This window comes from Streptomyces sp. SCUT-3, assembly GCF_014083985.1.
Classification (GTDB): Bacteria; Actinomycetota; Actinomycetes; order Streptomycetales; family Streptomycetaceae; genus Streptomyces_H; species Streptomyces_H thermolineatus.
The window spans coordinates 4,750,189-4,771,549 of record NZ_CP046907.1; the positions used below are offsets into that span (position 1 = coordinate 4,750,189).

Annotated in this window: 19 protein-coding genes and 1 pseudogene; 14 read left to right on the plus strand and 6 right to left on the minus strand. The window is 73.9% G+C overall.

Annotated features, from left to right (window positions below):
• Positions 1 to 190 precede the first annotated feature (190 nt).
• The 6 genes from ftsZ (at position 191) to GQS52_RS20985 (ending at position 5,011) form a co-directional block, all read left to right on the plus strand.
• Entirely contained in the window at positions 191 to 1,444 is a 1,254-nt protein-coding gene (gene ftsZ, locus GQS52_RS20960) for a cell division protein FtsZ (protein WP_182314887.1), read from the plus strand.
• Positions 1,441 to 2,199, plus strand: coding sequence for a peptidoglycan editing factor PgeF (gene pgeF / locus GQS52_RS20965; RefSeq protein ID WP_182314888.1), 759 nt, complete (start codon positions 1,441 to 1,443; stop codon positions 2,197 to 2,199). The genes ftsZ and pgeF overlap by 4 nt, the downstream gene beginning before the upstream one ends.
• Positions 2,196 to 2,924 carry a YggS family pyridoxal phosphate-dependent enzyme gene (locus tag GQS52_RS20970; RefSeq protein ID WP_182314889.1) on the plus strand — a complete coding sequence of 243 codons (729 nt, stop codon included), beginning with the start codon at positions 2,196 to 2,198 and terminating at the stop codon, positions 2,922 to 2,924. The genes pgeF and GQS52_RS20970 overlap by 4 nt, the downstream gene beginning before the upstream one ends.
• A 66-nt stretch (positions 2,925 to 2,990) precedes the next feature.
• Positions 2,991 to 3,572: a cell division protein SepF gene (sepF, locus tag GQS52_RS20975; protein ID WP_182314890.1), complete on the plus strand. Its 582-nt coding sequence runs from the start codon at positions 2,991 to 2,993 to the stop codon at positions 3,570 to 3,572.
• 65 nt (positions 3,573 to 3,637) lie between these two features.
• Positions 3,638 to 3,922, plus strand: a complete 285-nt coding sequence (locus tag GQS52_RS20980) for a YggT family protein (protein WP_182314891.1) — start codon at positions 3,638 to 3,640, stop codon at positions 3,920 to 3,922.
• A 48-nt stretch (positions 3,923 to 3,970) separates the two neighbouring features.
• Positions 3,971 to 5,011, plus strand: coding sequence for a DivIVA domain-containing protein (locus GQS52_RS20985; protein WP_182314892.1), 1,041 nt, complete (start codon positions 3,971 to 3,973; stop codon positions 5,009 to 5,011).
• A 126-nt stretch (positions 5,012 to 5,137) separates the two neighbouring features.
• Here GQS52_RS20985 and GQS52_RS20990 read toward each other — a convergent pair whose 3' ends face one another.
• Positions 5,138 to 6,361, minus strand: coding sequence for a DUF1266 domain-containing protein (locus GQS52_RS20990; RefSeq protein ID WP_182314893.1), 1,224 nt, complete (start codon positions 6,359 to 6,361; stop codon positions 5,138 to 5,140).
• Positions 6,362 to 6,426: 65 nt separating this feature from the next.
• A complete protein-coding gene (ileS, locus tag GQS52_RS20995; protein ID WP_182314894.1) occupies positions 6,427 to 9,591 on the minus strand; it encodes an isoleucine--tRNA ligase in 3,165 nt (1,054 codons plus the stop codon).
• A gap of 452 nt (positions 9,592 to 10,043) precedes the next feature.
• Between ileS and GQS52_RS21000 the strand changes: the two are divergent.
• The 5 genes and pseudogenes from GQS52_RS21000 to GQS52_RS21020 all read left to right on the plus strand — a co-directional run bounded on the left by GQS52_RS21000 (position 10,044) and on the right by GQS52_RS21020 (position 14,783).
• A pseudogene (locus GQS52_RS21000) lies at positions 10,044 to 10,746 on the plus strand (TraR/DksA family transcriptional regulator).
• Between the two features lie 174 nt (positions 10,747 to 10,920).
• Positions 10,921 to 11,580 (plus strand): signal peptidase II, encoded by a 660-nt coding sequence (gene lspA, locus GQS52_RS21005; RefSeq protein WP_259370894.1) that lies wholly within the window; start codon positions 10,921 to 10,923, stop codon positions 11,578 to 11,580.
• Between the two features lie 72 nt (positions 11,581 to 11,652).
• Positions 11,653 to 12,594 (plus strand): RluA family pseudouridine synthase, encoded by a 942-nt coding sequence (locus GQS52_RS21010; RefSeq protein ID WP_182314896.1) that lies wholly within the window; start codon positions 11,653 to 11,655, stop codon positions 12,592 to 12,594.
• Positions 12,594 to 13,097 (plus strand): GNAT family N-acetyltransferase, encoded by a 504-nt coding sequence (locus tag GQS52_RS21015; protein ID WP_182314897.1) that lies wholly within the window; start codon positions 12,594 to 12,596, stop codon positions 13,095 to 13,097. Before GQS52_RS21010 ends, GQS52_RS21015 begins: the two co-directional genes overlap by 1 nt.
• Before the next feature lie 99 nt (positions 13,098 to 13,196).
• Complete coding sequence (locus tag GQS52_RS21020) at positions 13,197 to 14,783, plus strand: Na+/H+ antiporter (protein ID WP_182314898.1); 1,587 nt, start codon at positions 13,197 to 13,199, stop codon at positions 14,781 to 14,783.
• An 81-nt stretch (positions 14,784 to 14,864) separates the two neighbouring features.
• Here GQS52_RS21020 and GQS52_RS27960 read toward each other — a convergent pair whose 3' ends face one another.
• Together GQS52_RS27960 and GQS52_RS21030 are read right to left on the minus strand one after the other, a co-directional pair.
• A complete protein-coding gene (locus tag GQS52_RS27960; protein ID WP_182314899.1) occupies positions 14,865 to 15,281 on the minus strand; it encodes a DUF3817 domain-containing protein in 417 nt (138 codons plus the stop codon).
• Positions 15,278 to 17,494 (minus strand): MMPL family transporter, encoded by a 2,217-nt coding sequence (locus GQS52_RS21030; protein WP_182314900.1) that lies wholly within the window; start codon positions 17,492 to 17,494, stop codon positions 15,278 to 15,280. Before GQS52_RS21030 ends, GQS52_RS27960 begins: the two co-directional genes overlap by 4 nt.
• A 138-nt stretch (positions 17,495 to 17,632) precedes the next feature.
• On the opposite strand from GQS52_RS21030, the gene GQS52_RS21035 reads away from it, so the two are divergent.
• Complete coding sequence (locus tag GQS52_RS21035) at positions 17,633 to 18,235, plus strand: TetR/AcrR family transcriptional regulator (RefSeq protein ID WP_182314901.1); 603 nt, start codon at positions 17,633 to 17,635, stop codon at positions 18,233 to 18,235.
• A gap of 60 nt (positions 18,236 to 18,295) precedes the next feature.
• Here GQS52_RS21035 and GQS52_RS21040 read toward each other — a convergent pair whose 3' ends face one another.
• Together GQS52_RS21040 and GQS52_RS21045 are read right to left on the minus strand one after the other, a co-directional pair.
• The gene (locus GQS52_RS21040) at positions 18,296 to 18,892 is read right to left on the minus strand and encodes a dihydrofolate reductase family protein (protein ID WP_182314902.1); all 597 of its coding nucleotides are present in this window, start codon (positions 18,890 to 18,892) and stop codon (positions 18,296 to 18,298) included.
• Between the two features lie 83 nt (positions 18,893 to 18,975).
• Entirely contained in the window at positions 18,976 to 20,232 is a 1,257-nt protein-coding gene (locus GQS52_RS21045; protein WP_182314903.1) for a mechanosensitive ion channel domain-containing protein, read from the minus strand.
• A gap of 162 nt (positions 20,233 to 20,394) precedes the next feature.
• Between GQS52_RS21045 and GQS52_RS21050 the strand changes: the two genes are divergently transcribed.
• Positions 20,395 to 20,976, plus strand: coding sequence for a dienelactone hydrolase family protein (locus GQS52_RS21050; RefSeq protein ID WP_259370895.1), 582 nt, complete (start codon positions 20,395 to 20,397; stop codon positions 20,974 to 20,976).
• Positions 20,977 to 21,108: 132 nt separating this feature from the next.
• On the plus strand, positions 21,109 to 21,291 hold the full coding sequence (locus GQS52_RS21055) for a hypothetical protein (RefSeq protein ID WP_182314905.1): 183 nt from the start codon (positions 21,109 to 21,111) through the stop codon (positions 21,289 to 21,291).
• The last annotated feature ends 70 nt before the right edge of the window (positions 21,292 to 21,361 follow it).

The window sequence follows — 21,361 nt, forward strand, 5'->3', positions numbered from 1 at the left end:
GAACGCGCACGGCTTGTCGACCTAGTGTCCTGTTCCAAAGCACCCCGTTGAACGGGCGCAACTGCAACCCTCAACCTCAGGGTTAGGGTTCGGGTCGGTGACCTCACGTACCGTCCCATCGGCATTTGTCGGCGCGGCGCGGAACCACCGCGCAGCGGCGACCCGTAACTCGAGGCGAGAGGCCTTCGACGTGGCAGCACCGCAGAACTACCTCGCAGTCATCAAGGTCGTCGGCATCGGCGGCGGTGGCGTCAACGCCATCAACCGGATGATCGAGGTCGGTCTCAAGGGCGTCGAGTTCATCGCGATCAACACCGATGCGCAGGCCCTGCTGATGAGCGACGCCGACGTCAAGCTCGACGTCGGCCGGGAACTCACCCGCGGCCTCGGAGCGGGCGCCAACCCCGACGTCGGCCGCAAGGCGGCCGAGGACCACCGCGAGGAGATCGAGGAGGTCCTCAAGGGGGCCGACATGGTCTTCGTCACCGCCGGCGAGGGCGGCGGCACCGGAACCGGCGGCGCGCCCGTCGTGGCCAACATCGCCCGTTCGCTGGGCGCCCTGACCATCGGCGTGGTCACCCGGCCGTTCACCTTCGAGGGGCGCCGCCGCGCGAACCAGGCGGAGGACGGCATCGCAGGCCTGCGCGACGAGGTCGACACCCTCATCGTGATCCCCAACGACCGCCTGCTGTCGATCTCCGACCGGCAGGTGAGCGTCCTTGACGCCTTCAAGTCCGCCGACCAGGTGCTGCTCTCCGGCGTGCAGGGCATCACCGACCTGATCACCACCCCGGGCCTGATCAACCTCGACTTCGCGGACGTGAAGTCGGTGATGTCCGAAGCCGGTTCGGCGCTCATGGGCATCGGCTCCGCCCGCGGCGACGACCGCGCGGTGGCCGCCGCCGAGATGGCGATCTCCTCCCCGCTGCTGGAGGCGTCCATCGACGGCGCCCGCGGGGTGCTGCTGTCCATCTCCGGCGGCTCCGACCTCGGTCTGTTCGAGATCAACGAGGCGGCCCAGCTGGTCAGCGAGGCGGCCCACCCGGAGGCCAACATCATCTTCGGAGCGGTGATCGACGACGCCCTCGGCGACGAGGTCCGGGTCACCGTCATCGCCGCCGGCTTCGACGGCGGCCAGCCGCCGGCCAAGGGCAGCCGCGACAAGGTCCTCGGCGGCACCGGCGGCACCGGCGGCGGCCGCGAGGACTCCGCCCCGGTCTCCGCGGCCCCGCGCCTGGCCCCGCAGCCCGACGCCGGCTCGCGCTCGTCCTTCGGCGGGCTGGGCAGCGTCGCCGCCCGCGACGAGAACCCGGAGCCCGCCCCGGTCCCGGCCCCGGTCACCGAGATGCCCGCCCCGCCGGTCGCCCCGCCGCACGTGCCGCAGGCCCGCCCGTACCAGGACAGCCCCGCCGAGGAGCTGGACGTCCCGGACTTCCTCAAGTGATAGGACACCGCTCCCGGGGGGACCGCGGCGTTCACTTCGCCTTCACCGACCGGTGGGGCGGGGTGAGCGCCGCTCCTCGTGACCGGCTCAACCTCGGCGGCGCGGTCGGCGACGACCCCGCCGCCGTCGCGGCCAACCGCAGGCTGGCGGCCGAGGCGCTCGGGCTGGACCCGGCCGCCGTGGTCTGGATGAACCAGGTGCACGGCCGGGACGTCGCCGTGGTCGACGGGCCGTGGCCGCCGGACGCCCCGGTGCCCGCCGTCGACGCGCTGGTGACCGCCCGCCGCGGGCTCGCGCTGGCCGTCCTCGTCGCCGACTGCACCCCGGTGCTGATGGCCGACCCGGTGGCCGGCGTCGCCGCCGCGGTCCACGCGGGCCGGCCGGGCCTGCTGGCCGGGGTGGTCCCGGCGGCACTGGAGGCGATGGCGGGACTCGGCGCCCGCCCGGAGCGGATCGTCGCGGCCACCGGGCCGGCCGTCTGCGGCGGCTGCTACGAGGTGCCGGAGGAGATGCGTGCGGAGGTCGCGGCGGCGGTGCCCGAGGCGTGGGCCACGACCCGCCGGGGCACCCCCGCGCTTGACGTCCCCGCGGGCGTGCACGCCCAACTGGCCCGGGCCGGCGTGCGGGTGCGGGAAAGGTCGCCGGTGTGCACGCTGGAGTCGCCGGACCACTTCTCCTACCGGCGCGAGGCCACCACCGGCCGCCTGGCCGGGTACGTCTGGCTGGACGAGCACGAAGGACCGAAGAGCACGTGAGCGCACGCAAGGACCAGCTGGCCGCGAACCTGGCCGCGGTCGAGGAGCGGATCGCCGCCGCCTGCGCGGCCGCCGGCCGCGCCCGCGAGGAGGTGACCCTGATCGTGGTCACCAAGACCTACCCGGCGAGCGACGTGAGGCACCTCGCGGAGCTGGGGGTGACCGACGTCGCCGAGAACCGCGACCAGGAGGCGGCGCCGAAGGCGGCCGAGTGCGCCGACCTCGGACTGAACTGGCACTTCGTGGGGCAGTTGCAGACCAACAAGGTGCGGTCCGTGGTCCGCTACGCGAGCCGGGTCCACTCGGTGGACCGCCCCAGGCTGGTCGACGCCCTTTCCGCGGCCGCGGCCAAGGAGGGGAGGGAGATCGGGTGTCTGCTCCAAGTCGCCCTCGAAGGAGGGCCGGAGGACTCCCCGCTGCCCTCGGGGCGCGGCGGGGTGGCCCCCGGGGCGGTGGAGGAGCTCGCCGCCGCGGTCGACGCGGCCCCGTTCCTGCGGCTCGACGGCGTCATGGCCGTGGCGCCCCTGACGGGACCCTGGGCGGGCCGGCCCCGGCCGGCGTTCGACCGGTTGGCCAGGATCGCCTCCGATCTGCGAGCATCCCGCCCGGCGGCCGCGATGGTCTCGGCCGGTATGAGCTCGGACCTGGAGGAGGCCGTGGCCGCCGGGGCGACACATGTGCGCATCGGTACTGCGGTACTCGGAGTCCGACCCGGGCTCGGGTAACGTCACCAAACAAGTCGGACCACACCAGAAAATATGGTCATTCCCCGCAACCGGAGGACGTAGAGCATGGCCGGCGCGATGCGCAAGATGGCGGTCTACCTCGGCCTCGTGGAGGACGACGGGTACGACGGCCCGGGGTTCGACCCGGACGACGACTTCGAACCGGAGCCCGAACCGGAGCGGGCCCGTCGTCACACCCCGCCGCCGCCCCAGGAGGAGGAGCCGGTGCGGGTCACCGGCACGCCGGTCCGACAGGAGCCGCCGCGGATCGCTCCCGTGGCATCCATCACACCCGAACGACGTCCCGAACCGCCGAGCCTGGAGAAGAACTCACCGGTGATCATGCCCAAGGTCGTGTCGGAGAGGGAGCCCTACCGCATCACCACGCTCCACCCCCGCACCTACAACGAGGCCCGTACCATCGGGGAACACTTCCGCGAGGGCACCCCGGTGATCATGAATCTGACGGAGATGGACGACACCGACGCCAAGCGTCTGGTTGACTTCGCAGCCGGACTGGTCTTCGGTCTTCACGGCAGTATCGAGCGGGTGACGCAGAAGGTGTTCCTCCTGTCGCCTGCTAACGTCGACGTAACGGCGGAGGACAAGGCTCGGATCGCCGAGGGCGGGTTCTTCAACCAGAGCTAGCCGTCGGCCGGAGCCGGCCACCGCACAGATGCGAAAGAACGACAGGCAGGGGAGAGGGAAGCACGATGGCCGTCGCGCAGCAGGTGCTCTACATCGTGCTGTACTGCTTCCTGCTGGTGCTCATCTTCCGACTGGTGATGGACTACGTCTTCCAGTTCGCCCGTTCGTGGCAACCGGGCAAGGCGATGGTGGTGGTCCTGGAGGCCGCCTACACTGTCACCGATCCGCCACTCAAGCTTCTGCGGCGATTCATTCCGCCGCTCCGCCTCGGGGGCGTGGCGCTCGACCTGTCCTTCTTCGTACTGATGATCATTGTCTACATCCTGATCAACGTCGTGGCCGGGCTGTGAACGATACGGTCTTGACCCATATGCCGACGATCACGTTGAGGTGAAGAGATGCCGCTGACCCCCGAGGACGTTCGTAACAAGCAGTTCACGACCGTCCGTCTCCGCGAGGGATACGACGAGGACGAGGTCGATGCCTTCCTCGACGAGGTCGAGGCGGAGCTGACCAGGCTGCTGCGCGAGAACGAGGACCTGCGGGCCAAACTCGCCGCCGCCACCCGTGCCGCCGCCCAGAACCAGCAGCAGGGCATGCGCAAGGAGCAGGAGCAGCAGCAACAGCAGCGCCCCAACGCGCCGGTGCCCGCTGCCATATCGGGCCCGCAGCCGGTGCCTCCGGGACAGATGGGCGGCCCCCAGCAGATGGGTCCGCCGCAGCTTCCCGGCGCTCCGCAGCTGCCCCCCGGCCCCGGCGGCCACCCGATGCAGCAGCAGGGCCCCGGTCTGCCCATGCAGCAGCAGGGCCCCGGCCCCGGTCACCCGATGCAGCAGCAGCAGGCCCCCGGCGGCGACAGCGCCGCCCGAGTGCTCTCGCTCGCCCAGCAGACGGCCGACCAGGCCATCGCCGAGGCCCGCTCCGAGGCCAACAAGATCGTCGGTGAGGCCCGCAGCCGCGCCGAGGGCCTGGAGCGCGACGCGCGGGCCAAGGCCGACGCGCTGGAGCGGGACGCGCAGGAGAAGCACCGCGTCGCGATGGGCTCCCTGGAGTCCGCGCGCGCCACGCTGGAGCGCAAGGTCGAGGACCTGCGCGGCTTCGAGCGCGAGTACCGCACCCGGCTGAAGTCCTACCTGGAGAGCCAGCTGCGCCAGCTGGAGAGCCAGGCGGACGACACGCTGGCCCCGCCGCGTTCCCCCGCCGCCCCCTCGCTGCCGGCCCCCACGGGCATGTCCTCGGCCGGCGCCAACGGGATGGGCCACGGCGGCGGTTACGGCGGCGGCCACACCGCCGGCGGCAACCAGACCTACGGCGGCCAGCAGCAGATGTCCCCGGCGATGACCCAGCCGATGGCCCCGGTCCGCCCGCAGGCCCCGCAGCCGCTGCAGCAGGCGCCCACGCCCATGCGCGGGTTCCTGATCGACGAGGACGACAACTGACCTGACTGCCGCTCGGGCGCCGGGCGCCCGGGAGCCCGGTACGACCGAAGGGCCGGGCCCGGAGGGGATCATCCCCTCCGGGCCCGGCCCTTCGGCGTTCCCGGGCAGCCGGGCGCCCGGGCACGGTCACCGGGCGGGCAGCCGCCAGTCCAGGCTCCGCCAGGGGCTGGCGGGATCGCCGGTGAGGACGCGGTGCGGGCCGAGCCCGTGCCCGTACCACTCGCCGAACTCCTCCTCGTCGAAGCGCAGGACGCGTCCGAGGACGTAGCCGGCGGAGAACGCGGCCCAGGACGTGTACCGGTTGCGGGCCATCCGCCCGGCGCGGAGCACCGCCTCCTCGGCGGCGGCGCGGTCGGCGTAGCGGGCGGCCAGGCCCCAGCGGGCCATGTTCACCGCGCGGCCGTAGTCGTACCCGCGCACGCTGGTCACGAAGCCGTCCGCGGGCAGGAGGCCGTCGGCGCGGAACCGCGCCTCGTAGCGGGCCACGCGCCTTGCCCGGGCCAGCAGTTGGTCCAGCGCCTCGGTCGGCAGCCCGGCCTCCAGGCAGACCAGCCCCAGCTGCTCGTCCCAGGCGTCGACGTCCCGGGGGCGGGAGCCGCAGGCCACCGCCCGCAGCCGGGCGACCAGGGCCACCTCGGTCGCCCGGTCGCCGCCGTGCCGGTCCAGCAGGTCGTCCACCGCCTTCCGCCAGCCCTCGGGGGAGTGGACCCCCCAGGACTCGCGCAGGAGTTCGCGGTCCTCCTCGTAACCGTGCCAGCAGTCGCCGAGCTCGTTCCACGGCAGGCCGTTGTGCACGGCGAGGTGGGCCCCGAGAGCCAGGGACTGCGCCAGGACGCCGTGCACCGGCCAGGAGGAGCGGTGCAGCAGGGCCCCGGTGTGCCCGTGGCGGCCGCCGTCGGGGTGCGGGCGCTCCCGTTCGAGCCGCAGCAGCGTCCGGTGGTTCTCGGGAGTGGCCGTCAGGCGGCGTTCCGCCGGGGTCTCCGGGGCCACCACGATCCGTCCGCCGCGCAGTTGCCCGAAGAGGCCGGCGCAGTCCCGGGAGAGGAACACGTGGCCCGGCTCCGCGGGAGGGAGGGTGCCCCGGGTCCACAGCGGCAGGGCCCGGTCCGTGCCGCGGGTGTGCAGCAGGTCCGGGCCGGGCGGGCGGTCCTCCCCGTCCGTACGGCCGTGGTCCGTGCGGTCGTGGGGCACCTGCACGAACAGCCTGCGGCCTGCGAGGAGTTGGAGGTAGGGCTCGTCGCTGCGCGCACGGGCGGCCTCGGTGAGCCGGGCCTCCAGGGGGCCGGGTGGCAGGAAGTCGGCCAGGGGAGGCGAGGGAGGCGTCCACTGGCGATGGCCCGGTCCGAACATGGGAGGAGACTATCCGGCCGCTGTCCCCGCCCCGACGGCGGGGACAGCGGAGGGTGTTCGTCCGGTCACAGCTCCTTCGGGGCGTCGGCCTTGCGCAGCGAGAAGCGCAGGTCCAGCGCCTCGTCGTGGAACGGCTCGCCCCGGCCGCCGGAGGCGTCGGCGGTGCCGCGGGCGAAGTCCACGGCCAGGACCTCGTCGGCGACCAGGCCGGCGTGCTCGGCCAGGGCCTCTGCGGTCTCGGCGCTGCCGGACTCCCAGCGCAGCGCGATGCGGTCCGCGACGTCCAGGCCGCTGTTCTTGCGGGCCTCCTGGATCAGCCGGATCGCGTCGCGGGCCAGGCCGGCGCGGCGCAGCTCGGGGGTGATCTCCAGGTCGAGGGCGACGGTCGCGCCGGAGTCGGAGGCCACCGCCCAGCCCTCGCGCGGGGTCTCGGTGACGATCACCTCGTCGGGGGAGAGGGTGACGGACTCGCCGTCCACCTCCACCACCGCCGAGCCGGTCTCCCGCAGCGAGGCGGACAGCGCGGCCGCGTCCGCCGCGGCGACCGCCTTGGCGACCGGCTGCGTGCCCTTGCCGAAACGGCGCCCCAGGGCGCGGAAGTTGGCCTTGGCCGAGGTGTCCACCAGGGAGCCGCCCACCTCGCTGAGGGACGCCAGCGAGGCCACGTTGAGCTCCTCGGCGATCTGGGCGCGCAACTGCTCGCCCAGGTCCTCGAAGCCCGCCGCGGCGATCAGCGCGCGCCGCAGCGGCTGGCGGGTCTTGACGCCGGAGTCGGCGCGGGTAGCCCGGCCCAGTTCCACCAGGCGCCGTACCAGCGCCATCTGCTCCGACAGCGCCGGGTCGACCAGCGAGGCGTCCACGGCCGGCCAGGAGGCCAGGTGCACCGACTCGGGGGCGTCCGGCGTCACCGGGCGGACCATGTCCTGCCACACCCGCTCGGTGATGAACGGGGTGATCGGGGCCATCAGGCGGGTCACCGTGTCGACGACCTCGTGCAGGGTGGCCAGCGCGGCCGGCTCGCCCTGCCAGAAGCGGCGGCGGGAGCGGCGCACGTACCAGTTGGACAGGTCGTCGACGAACGCCGAGAGCAGCTTGCCGGCCCGCTGGGTGTCGAAGTCCTCCAGCGCGTCGGTGACCTGCTCGGTGAGCGTGTTCAGCTCGCCCAGCAGCCAGCGGTCCAGCAGCGGGCGGTCCTGCGGCGCCGGGTCGGCGTCCGACGGCGCCCAGCCGCTGGTGCGCGCGTACAGGGCCTGGAAGGCGACGGTGTTCCAGTAGGTCAGCAGCGTCTTGCGGACGACCTCCTGGATGGTGCCGTGGCCCACCCGGCGGGCCGCCCACGGGGAGCCGCCGGCCGCCATGAACCAGCGGACCGCGTCCGCGCCGTGCTGGTCCATCAGCGGGATCGGCTGGAGGATGTTGCCCAGGTGCTTGGACATCTTGCGGCCGTCCTCGGCGAGGATGTGGCCCAGGCAGACCACGTTCTCGTAGGAGGACCGGTCGAAGACCAGGGTGCCGACCGCCATCAGCGTGTAGAACCAGCCGCGGGTCTGGTCGATCGCCTCGCAGACGAACTGCGCCGGGTAGTGGCTCTCGAAGAGCTCCTTGTTGCGGTAGGGGTAGCCCCACTGCGCGAACGGCATGGACCCGGAGTCGTACCAGGCGTCGATCACCTCGGGCACCCGGACCGCGGTCAGGGAGCAGCCCTCGGCGGTGCAGCCGAAGGTGACCTCGTCGATGTAGGGGCGGTGCGGGTCCAGGGAGGACAGGTCCCTGCCCGCCAGGGAGCCCAGCTCGGTCAGGGAGCCGACGCAGGTCAGGTGGCCCTCCTCGCAGCGCCAGACCGGCAGCGGGGTGCCCCAGTAGCGGTTGCGGGACAGGGCCCAGTCGATGTTGTTGTTCAGCCAGTCGCCGAACCGGCCGTGCTTGACCGCGTCCGGGTACCAGTTGGTCCGCTCGTTCTCCCGCAGCATCGCGTCCTTGACCTGCGTGGTGCGGATGTACCAGGACGGCTGCGCGTAGTACAGCAGCGCGGTGTGGCAGCGCCAGCAGTGCGGGTAGCTGTGCTCGTACGGCAGGTGCCGGAAGAGCAGGCCGCGCGCGTCCAGGTCGGCCACCAGCGCCTCGTCGGCCTTCTTGAAGAACTGCCCGCCGACCAGGGGGACGTCCTCCTCGAAGGTCCCGTCGGGGCGCACCGGGTTGACCACCGGCAGGCCGTAGGCGCGGCAGGCCTTCAGGTCGTCCTCGCCGAAGGCGGGGGACTGGTGGACCAGGCCGGTGCCGTCCTCGGTGGTGACGTACTCGGCGTTGAGGACGAAGTGCGCGTCCTCGATCTCCACCAGGTCGAAGGGGCGGCGGTAGGCCCAGCGCTCCATCTCGGCGCCGGTGAAGGACTGCCCGGTGGCCGTCCAGCCCTCGCCCAGGGCCTTGCCCAGCAGCGGCTCGGCCACCACCAGCCTCTCGGTGCCGTCGGTGGCCACGACGTAGGTCACCCCGGGGTGGGCGGCGACCGCGGTGTTGGACACCAGGGTCCACGGGGTGGTCGTCCACACCAGCAGCGACGCCTCGCCGGCCAGCGGGCCGGAGGTCAGCGGGAAGCGCACGTACACCGAGGGGTCGACGACCGTCTCGTAGCCCTGCGCCAGCTCGTGGTCGGACAGGCCGGTGCCGCAGCGCGGGCACCAGGGGGCGACCCGGTGGTCCTGGACCAGCAGCCCCTTGTCGAAGATCTGCTTGAGCGACCACCACACGGACTCGACGTACTCGGGGTCCATGGTGCGGTAGGCGTCGTCCATGTCGACCCAGTAGCCCATGCGCTCGGTCAGCTCGGCGAAGGCGCCCACGTGCCGCTGCACCGACTCGCGGCACTTCGCGTTGAACTCGGCGATGCCGTAGGCCTCGATGTCCTTCTTGCCGTTGAAGCCGAGCTCCTTCTCCACGGCCAGCTCCACCGGCAGGCCGTGGCAGTCCCAGCCGGCCTTGCGGGTCACGTGGTGGCCCCGCATGGTCTTGAAGCGGGGGAAGACGTCCTTGAAGACGCGGGCCTCGATGTGGTGCGCGCCCGGCATGCCGTTCGCGGTGGGCGGGCCCTCGTAGAAGACCCACTCGGGCCGTCCCTCGGACTGCTCCAGGGAGCGGGCGAAGACCTTGTGCTCGCGCCAGAAGCCGAGCACGGAGTGCTCGAGGGCGGGCAGGTCGACCTGGGCGGGTACCGGCTGGTACTGCGGCGTCATCGGCGGGGCCTCCGGCGGAAAGGGTCACTGCGCTGTCCGTCGGAGGGACGAGAGGCACCGCACCGTCGGCGGCGGCTCCCGCGGTACCACCCTCCTTGACCGCGGACGCGGACCCGCTGCGCGGGCGCCCGTCCCCGGCCCTCTCATTGGGGCCGCGTGCCGGTTCTACTCGCCCGCCCGCCCGCGCCGTGCGTCCGCCGGCGCGGTCCGGGGGCTTTCTTCCGGCGGCTCCGGGGTGATCTTCACGCCGTGCACACCCCCGGGCTCACACCGTCCCCGGGTCGCTCGCGGCTGCGTGCGGCGCTACTCGTCCCCATCCATGCCTGTCGCTGCGCCCAGTGTACGGGGCCGCCCGACCGGCTGCTCCGGAATACCCCGCCCGGCACTGGGCACAACGCATACCGGACGCGCTGCCGATCGGGCAGGGCCGACGGGGCGGGCGGCGTGCCCCGTTGCCGCGGGTCCGGAGTCGATTTATCGTTCCGGCACGATTCGCGAGCAGGATCACGGAATGCGAAGGGGGTGCGGTCGTGGCGGACGCGGCGACGCGGAGTGCGGCCGCACCCGCCGAGGGCGGTGCGCAGGAAGAGGCGGGCGCGCCCTCGCCCCGGCCGCGAAGAGGACCGCGGTCCCCAGTGGATGAAGACGGGAGCCAAGACGGTGGTGGCTAAGAAGACCGCGGCGAAGACCGTGGAGAAGAGCCCGGTGGCAGCCGGGGCGGGCACGGTGCCCGCGGTCGGCGGCACGGCCGTCACGAGCCCGGGCGACCTGGCCGTCAGGCCCGGCGAGGACCCCTGGACGGCCGAGGAGGTCGAGGAGATCAGGACCGGGCTGGCCGAGGAGGCCGAACGGCTGCGCCAGGAACTGGTGGCCTCCGAGGAGACCCTCTCCGGCCTGATGCGCGACTCCGGCGGCGGCGCCGGCGACGACGAGGCGGACACCGGGACCAAGAACATCTCCCGCGAGCACGAGCTGTCGCTGGCCGCCAACGCCCGCGAGATGCTCCGCCAGACCGAGCACGCCCTGGAGCGGCTGCAGGGCGGCACCTTCGCCCTGTGCGAGTCCTGCGCGAAGCCCATCGGCAAGGCCAGGCTCCAGGCGTTCCCCCGGGCGACCCTGTGCGTGGAGTGCAAGCAGCGCCAGGAGCGCCGCTAGCCGCCGGACGGGCGGCGGGCCGCGCGGTCCCGGCCCCGGGGCTCCCGCCGGCCCGCGCCCGGCGCCCCGCTCCCGCCGCCCCGCGCCCGGTGCCCGGCCCGCGGGGCGGCCGGTTGCCGTACCCTCGTGGCAGCCGGGTGATGCCCGGCGCTGGACACCTGGTGAGGGACTCACGTGACGAAGGCGGAGCCGACCATCGGTACCGGACCGGAGCAGCGGCCGCGGGGCGCGGCACGGGACGCGCAGGACGAGACGCCCGGGGGTGCCGCGAAGGAGGCCCCCGCGGGCGCGGATTCCGCGCCCGCCGACTCCGGGGACGCGGGCTCCGCGGACGCCCCCGCGCCCCGCGGCCCGCGGCGCATCCCCGCGCTCCTGTCGGTCGCCGTCGTCGCCTACGCGATCGACCTGATCACCAAGATCCTCGTGGTGGAGCACCTCGAGGGAAATCCGCCGATCGACGTCGTCGGCGAGTACCTGCGCTTCCACGCCATCCGCAACCCCGGGGCGGCGTTCGGCATCGGCGAGGCGCTGACCGTCTTCCTCACCCTGATCGCGATGGCCGTCGTCGTGGTGATCGCCCGCATAGCCCGCAGGCTGCACAGCCTGCCGTGGGCGATCGCGCTCGGACTGCTGCTCGGCGGCGCCCTGGGCAACCTCACCGACCGGATCTTCCGCTCCCCCGGGGTCTTCGAGGGCCACGTGGTGGACTTCATCGCCCCCGCCCACTTCGCCATCTTCAACATCGCCGACTCGGCGATCGTGTGCGGAGGGATCCTGATCGTCTGGCTGTCCTTCCGCGGGCTGGACCCCGACGGGACCGTGCACGAGGACTGAACGGGCGCGGGCGGGCCGCGGCCGTCCGGCCGCCTGCACCGGGGCCGCGCCGAGTCCGGCATACTCGACCGGGTGAGCACGATTCCCGAGATCCGAAACCTTCCCGTACCCGACGGCCTGGAGGGCGAGCGCGTCGACGCCGCCCTCTCCCGCATGTTCGGCTTCTCGAGGACCAAGGCGGCCGAACTCGCCGCCGCCGGCAAGGTCACCCTCGACGGCGCGGCCGCCGGCAAGTCGGACCGGGTGCACGGCGGCGCCTGGCTGGAGGTCGAGATGCCGGCCCCAGCCGCCCCCGTGCGGATCGTCGCCGAGCCGGTCGAGGGCATGGAGATCGTGCACGACGACGAGCACCTGGTCGTCGTCGTCAAGCCGGTCGGGGTCGCCGCCCACCCCAGCCCGGGCTGGACCGGCCCCACCGTGATCGGCGGGCTCGCCGCGGCCGGCTACCGGATCTCCACCTCCGGTGCCGCCGAGCGCCAGGGCATCGTGCACCGCCTGGACGTGGGCACCTCCGGCCTGATGGTGGTGGCCAAGTCCGAGCGCGCCTACACCGTGCTCAAGCAGCAGTTCCGCGAGCGCACCGTCGACAAGCGCTACCACGCCCTCGTCCAGGGGCACCCCGACCCGATGAGCGGCACCGTCGACGCGCCCATCGACCGCCACCCCACCCACGACTACAAGTGGGCCGTGGTCGCCGGAGGCAAGCCCAGCGTCACCCACTACGACCTGGTCGAGGCGTTCCGCGCCGCCAGCCTCCTCGACATCAAGCTCGAGACCGGCCGCACCCACCAGATCCGGGTGCACATGTCCGCGCTGCGCCACCCCTGCGTCGGCGACCTCACCTACGGCGCCGACCCCACCCTGGCCAAGCGGCTGCGGCTCGGCCGCCAGTGGCTGCACGCCGTCCGGCTCGGCTTCGAGCACCCCGAGGACGGCCGCTGGGTGGAGTTCGCCAGCGACTACCCCGAGGACCTCCGGCACGCCCTGGACACCGTCCGGGCGGAGAGCTCCTGATGGAGACCAGCGCCCCCGCCGCTCCCGCGGCCCCCGCTGCTCCCGCGGCCCCCGCCGTGGCCGTCGTCGGCGAGGACGCCCTGGCCGCGGTGCACGCCGTGCGCCGGGAGGTGTTCGTCGTCGAGCAGGGCGTGCCCGAGGAGGAGGAGTGGGACTCCTACGACGCCGGCGCCGTCCACCTGCTCGCCACCGGTCCCGACGGTCCCGTCGGCACCGCCCGCCTGCTGCACGGCGGGGTCGCCCGTGCCAAGTACGGCCTGCCCGCCGGCGTCGCGGCCCTGGGCCGCGTGGCGGTGCGCGCCGCCGCGCGAGGCACCGGCCTGGGGGCCGCGCTGGTGCGCGCCGCGGAGGAGCAGGCCCGGCTGCTCGGCGCGACGGGCGTGTACCTGGAGGCGCAGGTGCACGCGGTGCCGTTCTACGCCCGGCTCGGCTACACCGCCTTCGGCCAGGAGTTCGACGACGGCAGCGGTATCATGCACAGGGCCATGCGGCGCGGTCTCTAGCACCGGGAGGGGGCGGACCGCTCCGTGCGCGGCGGGCCGCCGGCCGGCCGCGGTCCGGGCTCCGAGCCCGTACGCCCCGCCCGCCGGAGAGTGCCGCCCGTGGACCAACTGGCCCTGTTGTTCGTCGTCCTGCTGGCCGCGGTGTGCATGGTGCCGCTGGGGGAGCGGCTGGGACTGCCCTCGCCGGTCCTGATGACGCTGTTCGGCGGCGTGCTGGCCCTGCTGCCCTTCGTGCCCGACGTCGAGGTGCCTCCGGACCTGATCCTGCCCCTGGTGCTGCCGCCGCTGCTGTACTCCGCGGCCCAGCGGACCTCCTGGCGGCAGTTCGCGGCCAACGTCAGGCCGATCCTCCTGTTGGCCGTCGCGCTGGTGCTGGTCACCACGGCCGCGGTCGCCGCGACCGCGCAGGCGGTGGTGCCCGCGCTGTCGCTGGCCGCCGCCGTGGCCCTGGGCGCGCTGGTGGCGCCGCCCGACCCGGTGGCCGCGACCGCCGTGGCCGGCTCCCTCGGGCTGCCCCGGCGCATGGTCTCCGTCCTGGAGGGCGAGGGGCTGTTCAACGACGTCACCGCCATCGTCGTCTACCACGTGGCGATCGCCGCCGCCGTCACCGGCACCTTCTCCGCCCCCGCGGCCGCTGGGCAGCTGCTGCTCTCGGCGGTCGTCGCCGTGGCCGTCGGCCTCCTGCTGGGCCTGGCGACCCGCACGCTCATGGGCCTGCTCGGCGATCCCACCCTGCAGATCGGCCTCAGCCTGCTGGTGCCCTTCGCCGCCTACGCGCTCGCCGAGGAGATGCACGGCTCGGGGGTCCTGGCGGTCCTGGTCACGGCGCTGTTCCTGGCCGAGCGCGCCGGTACCGCCGACGACGTGACGGCCCGCCTGGCCGGCCACGCGTTCTGGCGCGTCGTCGAGACCCTGGTCACCGGGGTCGCGTTCGGCCTGATCGGCCTGGAGCTGCACGCCGTGCTGGCCTCGTCCGAGGGCCACTGGCGGCAGTGGCTCGGGCAGGCCGCGGTCGTGGTCGCCGTGGTGGTCGGGGTCAGGCTGCTGTGGCTGCTGCCGGCGGCCTGGCTGGCCAGGCGGCTGCACCGGAACAAGGACGTCGACGAGGACGTGCCGATGAGCCCGCGCGAGGTCGTCGTCATGTGGTGGGCGGGCATGCGCGGGGTGGCCTCCGTCGCCCTGGTGCTCGCCGTGCCGCTCACGGTCGACGGCGGCCGGCCGTTCCCGGGGCGCGACCAGATGCTGTTCGTCGCCTTCGCCGTGGTCCTGGCCACCCTGGTCCTCCAGGGGCTGACGCTGCCGTGGCTGGTCGGGCGGCTCGGGGTGACCGGTGACGGCGCGCACGAGTACCGGACCGAGCAGCAGCTCGCCCGCCGCGCCTACCGGGCCGCCCGGAAGCGGCTGAAGGAGATCGAGGACGGCGAGGACCTCCCCGAGGAGGTCGTGGAGCGGCTGCGCACCCGGGCCTACGACATCGGGGCCCGCATCAACCCCGAGATGGCCGACGAGGACAAGCGCGACGCCTACCGGCAGCGCACCCGGCGGCTGCACGAACTGCGCCGCATCGAGGCGGAGATGCTCGCCGCCGCGCGGCACGAGGTCCTCGCCGCGCGCAGCGAGCGCGGCACGGACCCCGAGATCGTCGACCGGGTGCTGCGCCAGCTCGACGTGCGCAGCCTGCGGTAGCCCTGCGGTAGCGGGCTCCCCGGCGGCCGGTACGCACCCGCCCGGCGGCGGCCCGCGGGGGCCGCCGCCGGGCGAGGCCCGTCAGGCGGTGCCGGACCGGGACGCCCCGGACCGGGGCGTACGGCGTCCGCCCTCCCCGGGCGGCCGGGGGCCGGACGGGTCGAGCAGGCCGCGGCGCCGGGCCCAGGCCTCGAACACCACCGTCGCGAACGGCGGCACCGAGGCGGCCAGCGCGCACAGGACCGTCCAGCGCAGCGGCCACTTCAGGCGGACCGCCACCAGCACGGTGACGGCGACGTACACCACGAACGCGGCGCCGTGCAGGCTGCCGAAGATCCGCACGCCCAGCTCGGTGGTCTCCGGGACGTACTTGACGTACATCCCGGCCAGCAGCCCGGCCCAGGTGAACGCCTCGACGGCCGCGATCACGGAGAACCAGCGCACCAGGCGGCGCGTCGTCCGGTCGGGCGCCCCGCGGGACGCGTCGTCCGCGCTCATGCGGTCCTCCCCGGGGCCTTCGTCGCGGCCTCCGCCGGGGCCGCGGCGCCGGGCGCGGCCTGTGCCCGGGAGTGCGGCATCCGGGCGGGCCACAGGGCGCGGTCGCCGAGCAGCCGGACGACGGCCGGGACCAGGAGCGGCCTGATCAGGAAGGTGTCGAGCAGGACGCCGAGGGCCATCGCGAACCCGAACTGGAACAGCTCGCGGATCGGCTGGGTCGTCAGCACGGCGAAGGTGGCCGCCAGGATCAGGCCCGCGGAGGAGACGACGCCGCCGGTGCGGGTGACCGCAGTCCGGAGCGCCTGCACGGGCGGGGCCGTGCGGACCTCCTGCTTGAAGCGGCTCATGATGAAGATGTTGTAGTCGACGCCGAGGGCGACGAGGAAGACGAAGACGTAGGCGGTGACCCGGTTGCCGATGCCGTCGTCGCCGAGGACGGTCAGGGTGGTGAGGACGGTGGCGCCCATCGTGGCCAGGAAGGACAGGACCAGCGTCACGGCCAGGTAGAGCGGGGCGAGGACCGACCGCAGGAGCACGACCAGCACCGCGGTGACGACGGCCAGCACGAGCAGGACGACGGCCACCGTGTCGCGGTCGAGCGCGGAGCGGATGTCGGCCGTCCGGGCCGTCTCGCCGTCCACCAGGACCTCGGGGGAGACGACTCCGGCGCGCGCGGCCGCGGCCGCGGCGGATTCCTGCAGGGGTTCGACCGCGTCGAGCGCCTCCGGGCCGTAGGGGTTGCCGTCCAGGACGACGGTGAACGCCGCGGTGCGGCCGTCGCCGCTGAGCCGCGGGTGCTCGCCGACCCGGGCCACGCCGTCCGCGCCGGACAGCGCGTCGGCGATGCGGGCGGGGGCGTCCGTCGTGCGCAGGTCGCCGTCGCCGCGGACCAGGACGGTGGCGGGCGCGGTCTCCCCGGGGCCGAACGCCTCGGCGACGAGCTCCTGGCCGCGCTCGGACCCGGTGTCGACGCGGAAGCCGCTGACGAAGTCGAAGCTCTCCTGGTAGCCGGCCAGGCCGGCGCTCATCGCCAGGAGGAGGGCGACGACCGCCCCGGCGACCTTGGCGGGCGCGCGGGTGACGGTGTCGGCGACGCGGTGCCACACGGCGCCGCCGAGGCTGCGCTCCGCGGCCCTGGCGACGCCTCCCGGCCAGAAGACGGCGCGCCCCAGGAGGAGGACGAGCGCGGGGACGAAGGTGAAGGCCACCAGCGCCATGACCGCGACGCCGAGGGCGAGGTACGGGCCGAAGCCGCGCAGCGACGGCGAGACGGCGACCAGCAGCGCGAACATGGCGAGCACGACCGTCGAGGCGCTGGCCAGCACGGTCTCCCCGACGGACCGCATCGCGGTGTGCATCGCCCGCCAACGGTCGGGCTCGTCCAGCAGGGCCTCGCGGTAGCGGGCGGTGATGACGAGCACGTAGTCGGTGCCCACGCCGAAGAGCAGGACCGTCATGATCGAGGCCGTCTGGGAGCTGATGTCGATCCAGCCGGCGTCCGCGGCGAGGGCGCCGAGCGTCTCCGCCACCCGCATCGCCACCCCGGCGGCCACCAGGGGGACGAGGGCCAGCAGGGGCGAGCGGTAGATGGCGAGCAGCAGGACCAGGACGAGCAGGATCGTTGCCAGGAGCAGCACCTTGTCGCCGTTGCTGAACACCTCGACGGTGTCCGTGGCGATGCCCGCGGGTCCGGTGACGGCGACCTCGGCGTCACCGGCCCGGTCGGCGGCCAGCTTCCGGATCTTCTCGACGTCGGCCCGGAACGACTCGTCGGAGGGGCTGCCCTCCATCGGCGCGACGATCATCTGCGTCCCGCCGTCCTTCGAGACGAGGTCCGCCGCGGGGCCGGGGTTCTTGCCGGGCCCCCCGGCGGGGGAGAGCACGCCGGTCACCTGCCCGGGGCGGCCCGGCCCGGACAGGGCGGCGGTGATCCGCCGGACCGCCCGCTCGGCGCTGCCCCGGTCGCCGTCCGCGCCGCGCACCACGACGACGGCGGGGACCGCGTCCTGCCCGGGGAACTCCTTCCGGGCCAGTTCGCGGGCCCTCATGGAGTCCGAGGCGGCCGGGGGGAGGTTGGCGGAGGTGTTGTCCTGGACGGACTTCAGGTCGGGTGCGAGTTGCGCCAGGAGCCCTGCCAGGAGGACCCAGAACAGGACCACGGCGGCGGCGCGTTTCCTCGAACCCAGGAAGCATCGGAGAATGCTGGAGTACATGACGGGTGGGCAGCCTTCGTCGAAGAAGTTAGAGACAGGGGTGTCTCTAAGATGGCGCCAAGCTAACAGCCGTCTCCGAACACGGGCAACCCGGTGCAGCCGGGCGCGGTGCGCCGGCGCGACGATGGTGGGGAGAAGATGCCGAAGATCGAGGCGGGAAGCGTCCGCGAGCACCGCGCACAGCGACTGGAGCGGCTGATCGACGCGGCCGAGGCGATCGTGGCCGAGGAGGGGGTCGACGCCCTCACCGCCGGGGCGGTCGCCAAGCGGGCGGGGATCGCGCGCAACAGCATCTACCGGTACTTCGACTCCGTCGACGACCTGCTCCAGCTCGTCGTCACGCGCGAGTTCCCGGCCTGGATCGCCGCCGTCGACCGGGCCGTCGCGGCCGAACGGACCCCCCGGGACCGGGCCGTCGCCTACGTGCGGGCCAACCTCGAACAGGCCGCCCGCGGCACCCACGGCTGGCGCGCGTCGCTGTCCCGCGGCTCCCTGTCCGCCTCGGCCCGGCAGCAGGTGAGGGAACTGCACACGTCCCTGCACGCCTGCCTGGAACGGGTGATCGCCGAACTCGCACCGCCCCATCCCGTGCTCACGGTCGCGGTGATCCAGGCGGTCGTGGACACCTGCATCCGCAGGATCGACGAGGGCGACGAACCGGCCGAGGTGTTCGAATTCGCCGCCCGGGCCACGGAAAGGCTCCTCGCCCCGGACGCGGACCGGGGCCCGGACCCGGACTGAGCCCCGGACCCGGACCGGCCCCCGGGCGACCGCCGGCCCCCGGGGCGGGGCCGCCCCGGCCTACCCGGCGGCGACCGGACGGTAGGTGCACACGTGCACGCCCGTACCGCTGGTCACCGACGAGACCAGCTCGAGCGTGCGCAGCACGCCGTCGCCGGGGAAGATCGTCTTCCCGCCCCCGAGGATCACCGGCATGATCATCAGCCGGAGCTCGTCGACCAGGCCCTCGTGCAGGAGGGTGCGCACGAGCGCGGAGCTGCCCATCACCAGCAGGTCGCCGCCCTCTGCCCCGCGCAGTTCCCGGAGGCGGGCGACGGCCCCCTCGCCGGGGATCCGCACGGTGTTCCGCCACGTCAGGTCGTCGTCGCCCAGCGTGCCGGACACGACGTACTTCGGGATCGCGTTCATCCGGTCGGCGAACGGGTCGCCGGCCCGCCCCGGCCACGCCGCCGCCATCGTCTGCCACGTGCGGCGCCCGAACAGCAGGGCCCCGGCCCCGGCGAGCGCTTCGTCGAAGGCGCCGCCCACCGTCTCCGGGTCGAAGAACCGGCCCGACCAGCCGCCGTGGGCGAATCCGCCGTCGGTGTCCTCGCCGGGGCCGCCCGGTGCCTGCACGACGCCGTCCAGGCTCATGAACTCGACCACTACGATGCGCACGGGAACCGCTCCTCTTCGTCATGGGGTACGGCACCGAAGACTGCCACGAGGCTGTGACAACGCCGCGCCCCCGCGCCGCGCCCCTAGTCGCCGCGGGGGTCGCCGTCCCGGGAGGGGCCCTCGTGGCGGTCGTGCCCGTCGTGGCTCTCGTGGCGGTCGTGGCCCCCGTAACCCGGTGCCCGGACCGAGCCGGCCCGCTCCCCGGGCTCGCGCTCGCCGCCGGGCAGGCCGCGGTCGAAACGCCCGTCCTTGTCCAGGCGGGCGGCCCGCGGCGCCGGGACGCTCCGAGCCCCGCCCGGGGCGGGGGCGGTCGTGATCCGCGGCAGCGCGTACGGGTGCTCCTCGCGCAGCCACTCGATCAGCCTCTCGCGCACCTCGCAGCGCAGGGTCCAGATGTCGTCCGCGTCCCGGGCGGTGAGCAGGGCCCGCACCTGGATCGTCGACGGCGTGGTGTCGGTGACGACCAGGCTCCAGGCGCGCCGGTCCCACACCGAGGACTCCTCCAGGACCTCCTGGAGCCTGCGGCGCATCGCCTCCACGGGGGCGGAGTGGTCGAGGTGGAAGTAGACCGTGCCGGTCATCTGGGCGCCGTTGCGCGACCAGTTCTCGAACGGCTTGCTGGTGAAGTACGACACCGGCATCACGATCCGCCGCTCGTCCCAGGTCAGCAGCACCAGGTAGGACAGGGTGATCTCCTCCACGGTGCCCAGCTCCCCGTCCACCACCACCATGTCGCCGATGCGCACCATGTCACCGAAGGCGATCTGCAGGCCCGCGAACAGGTTGCTCAGCGTCGACTGGGCGGCAATGCCGGCGACGATGCCCAGCACGCCGGCCGAGGCCAGCATGCTCGTGCCGACGGTCCGCATCGCGGGGAAGGTCAGCAGCATCGCCGCCACCGCCACGGTGGCCACGATCGCGGTCACCACCCGCTGGATCAGGAAGACCTGGGTGCGCACCCGGCGCACCCGCGCCCGGTCGTGCGCGGCGGAGGCGTACCGGTTGTACGAGGCGTCGGTGACGGCGTAGGCCACCCGCACCACCAGCCACGCCACCGCGGCGATCAGCACCAGGGTCAGGAAGTGCCCGATCGCGTCGAGCGCCTCCCGGGACAGGCCCGTCTCGCGGGGGTTGGCGGCCCGGTAGGAGCCGCGCAGCAGCGCGGCGGCCAGGACCAGTTGGAGCGGGATGCGGCCGCGGCGCAGCAGCCGCCACAGCGGGGTCTCCGGGTGGCGGGCGTCGACGCGCTGCAGCACCTTGTCGACGATCCAGCCCACCGCCAGCGAGAGCAGCACCACCCCCGCCAGCACGAGCAGCGGCCGCCACACCTGTTCCGTCATCACCCAGGCCCCTCCGAGACATCGGCTCCAGGACACCGGCCGCCGGAGCGCCGGTCCGTACGCCGGCGGCCGCGGGGCGCGGCCGCAACTGGCACGATGGGGTGCGTACCCGTCCCGCCGCCGAACATTGCGGGACCCGCGCGTAAGGAAGCACACACCACCGTGGCCGTCATCGTCCTCTTCCACTCCTCCTACGGACTGCGCCCCGCGGTGCACGAGGCGGCGGAGCGCCTGCGCGCCGCCGGGCACGAGGTCCACGTGCCCGACCTCTTCGAGGGCCGCACCGCTGCGACCGCCGAGGAGGGCATGGCCGTCAAGGAGGAGATCGGCAGGGAGGAACTGCTGATGCGCGCCGTCACCGTCTCCGCGCCGCTGTCCGAACGGGGCCTGGTCTACGCGGGGTTCTCCCTGGGCGGCTCGGTGGCGCAGAACCTGGCCCTGGCCGACAGCCGGGCCCGCGGCCTGCTCCTGCTGCACGGCACCTCCGACCTCCCCGACGACGCCGCCACCGACATCCCGGTGCAGCTGCACGTGGCCGAGCCCGACCCGTTCGAGACCGAGGACTGGCTCAACACCTGGTACCTGCGCATGCGGCGGGCCGGCGCGGACGTCGAGGTCCACCGCTACCGCGGCGCCGGCCACCTCTACACCGACCCCGGACTGCCCGACCACGACGCCGAGGCCGCCGAGCGCACCTGGGCCGTCGCCCTGGACTTCCTCGCGGACACCGACGCGGACCGCTGACACCGTCCGCGGGGCGGCGGGGCCCGCCGCCCCGCCGCGACTGTGTCCGACCATCGGGACCAACCACCGCCAAGACGGTAGAATCGCCCGCGATCCGGACACCCCGGAGCTTCTACCGCGCGGGAGCGGCACATGACCGTGAGGTTCGCGAAGAGCGGCTCGAAGAAGGACATGACCCTCAGTGAGCTGGAGCAGTTCGTCCAGGCCGCCCGCAAGGCGGGTGCGCCCGGCGACCAGCCGGTCAAGGCGGTGGTGAGCACCTCGGGGAAGATCAAGACGGTGGAGATCCAGCTCCCGGAGCCTGCGGCCACCTGACTGCCACCCGGACGGCGGCCCTTCGGTTGCCGGGTTCCGGCGGTGCGGGAACGCTGGCGGAGTACCGTGC

Bases quoted from the DNA above. Each gene is read 5' to 3' on its own strand.
- sepF (WP_182314890.1), top strand. From the start codon at position 2,991: ATGGCCGGCGCGATGCGCAAGATGGCGGTCTACCTCGGCCTCGTGGAG.
- GQS52_RS27960 (WP_182314899.1), bottom strand. From the start codon at position 15,281: ATGAGCGCGGACGACGCGTCCCGCGGGGCGCCCGACCGGACGACGCGC.
- GQS52_RS21030 (WP_182314900.1), bottom strand. From the start codon at position 17,494: ATGTACTCCAGCATTCTCCGATGCTTCCTGGGTTCGAGGAAACGCGCC.
- GQS52_RS21055 (WP_182314905.1), top strand. From the start codon at position 21,109: ATGACCGTGAGGTTCGCGAAGAGCGGCTCGAAGAAGGACATGACCCTC.
- GQS52_RS21045 (WP_182314903.1), bottom strand. From the start codon at position 20,232: ATGACGGAACAGGTGTGGCGGCCGCTGCTCGTGCTGGCGGGGGTGGTG.
- GQS52_RS21015 (WP_182314897.1), top strand. From the start codon at position 12,594: ATGGAGACCAGCGCCCCCGCCGCTCCCGCGGCCCCCGCTGCTCCCGCG.
- GQS52_RS21035 (WP_182314901.1), top strand. From the start codon at position 17,633: ATGCCGAAGATCGAGGCGGGAAGCGTCCGCGAGCACCGCGCACAGCGA.
- GQS52_RS20985 (WP_182314892.1), top strand. From the start codon at position 3,971: ATGCCGCTGACCCCCGAGGACGTTCGTAACAAGCAGTTCACGACCGTC.
- GQS52_RS20980 (WP_182314891.1), top strand. From the start codon at position 3,638: ATGGCCGTCGCGCAGCAGGTGCTCTACATCGTGCTGTACTGCTTCCTG.
- ileS (WP_182314894.1), bottom strand. From the start codon at position 9,591: ATGACGCCGCAGTACCAGCCGGTACCCGCCCAGGTCGACCTGCCCGCC.
- GQS52_RS20990 (WP_182314893.1), bottom strand. From the start codon at position 6,361: ATGTTCGGACCGGGCCATCGCCAGTGGACGCCTCCCTCGCCTCCCCTG.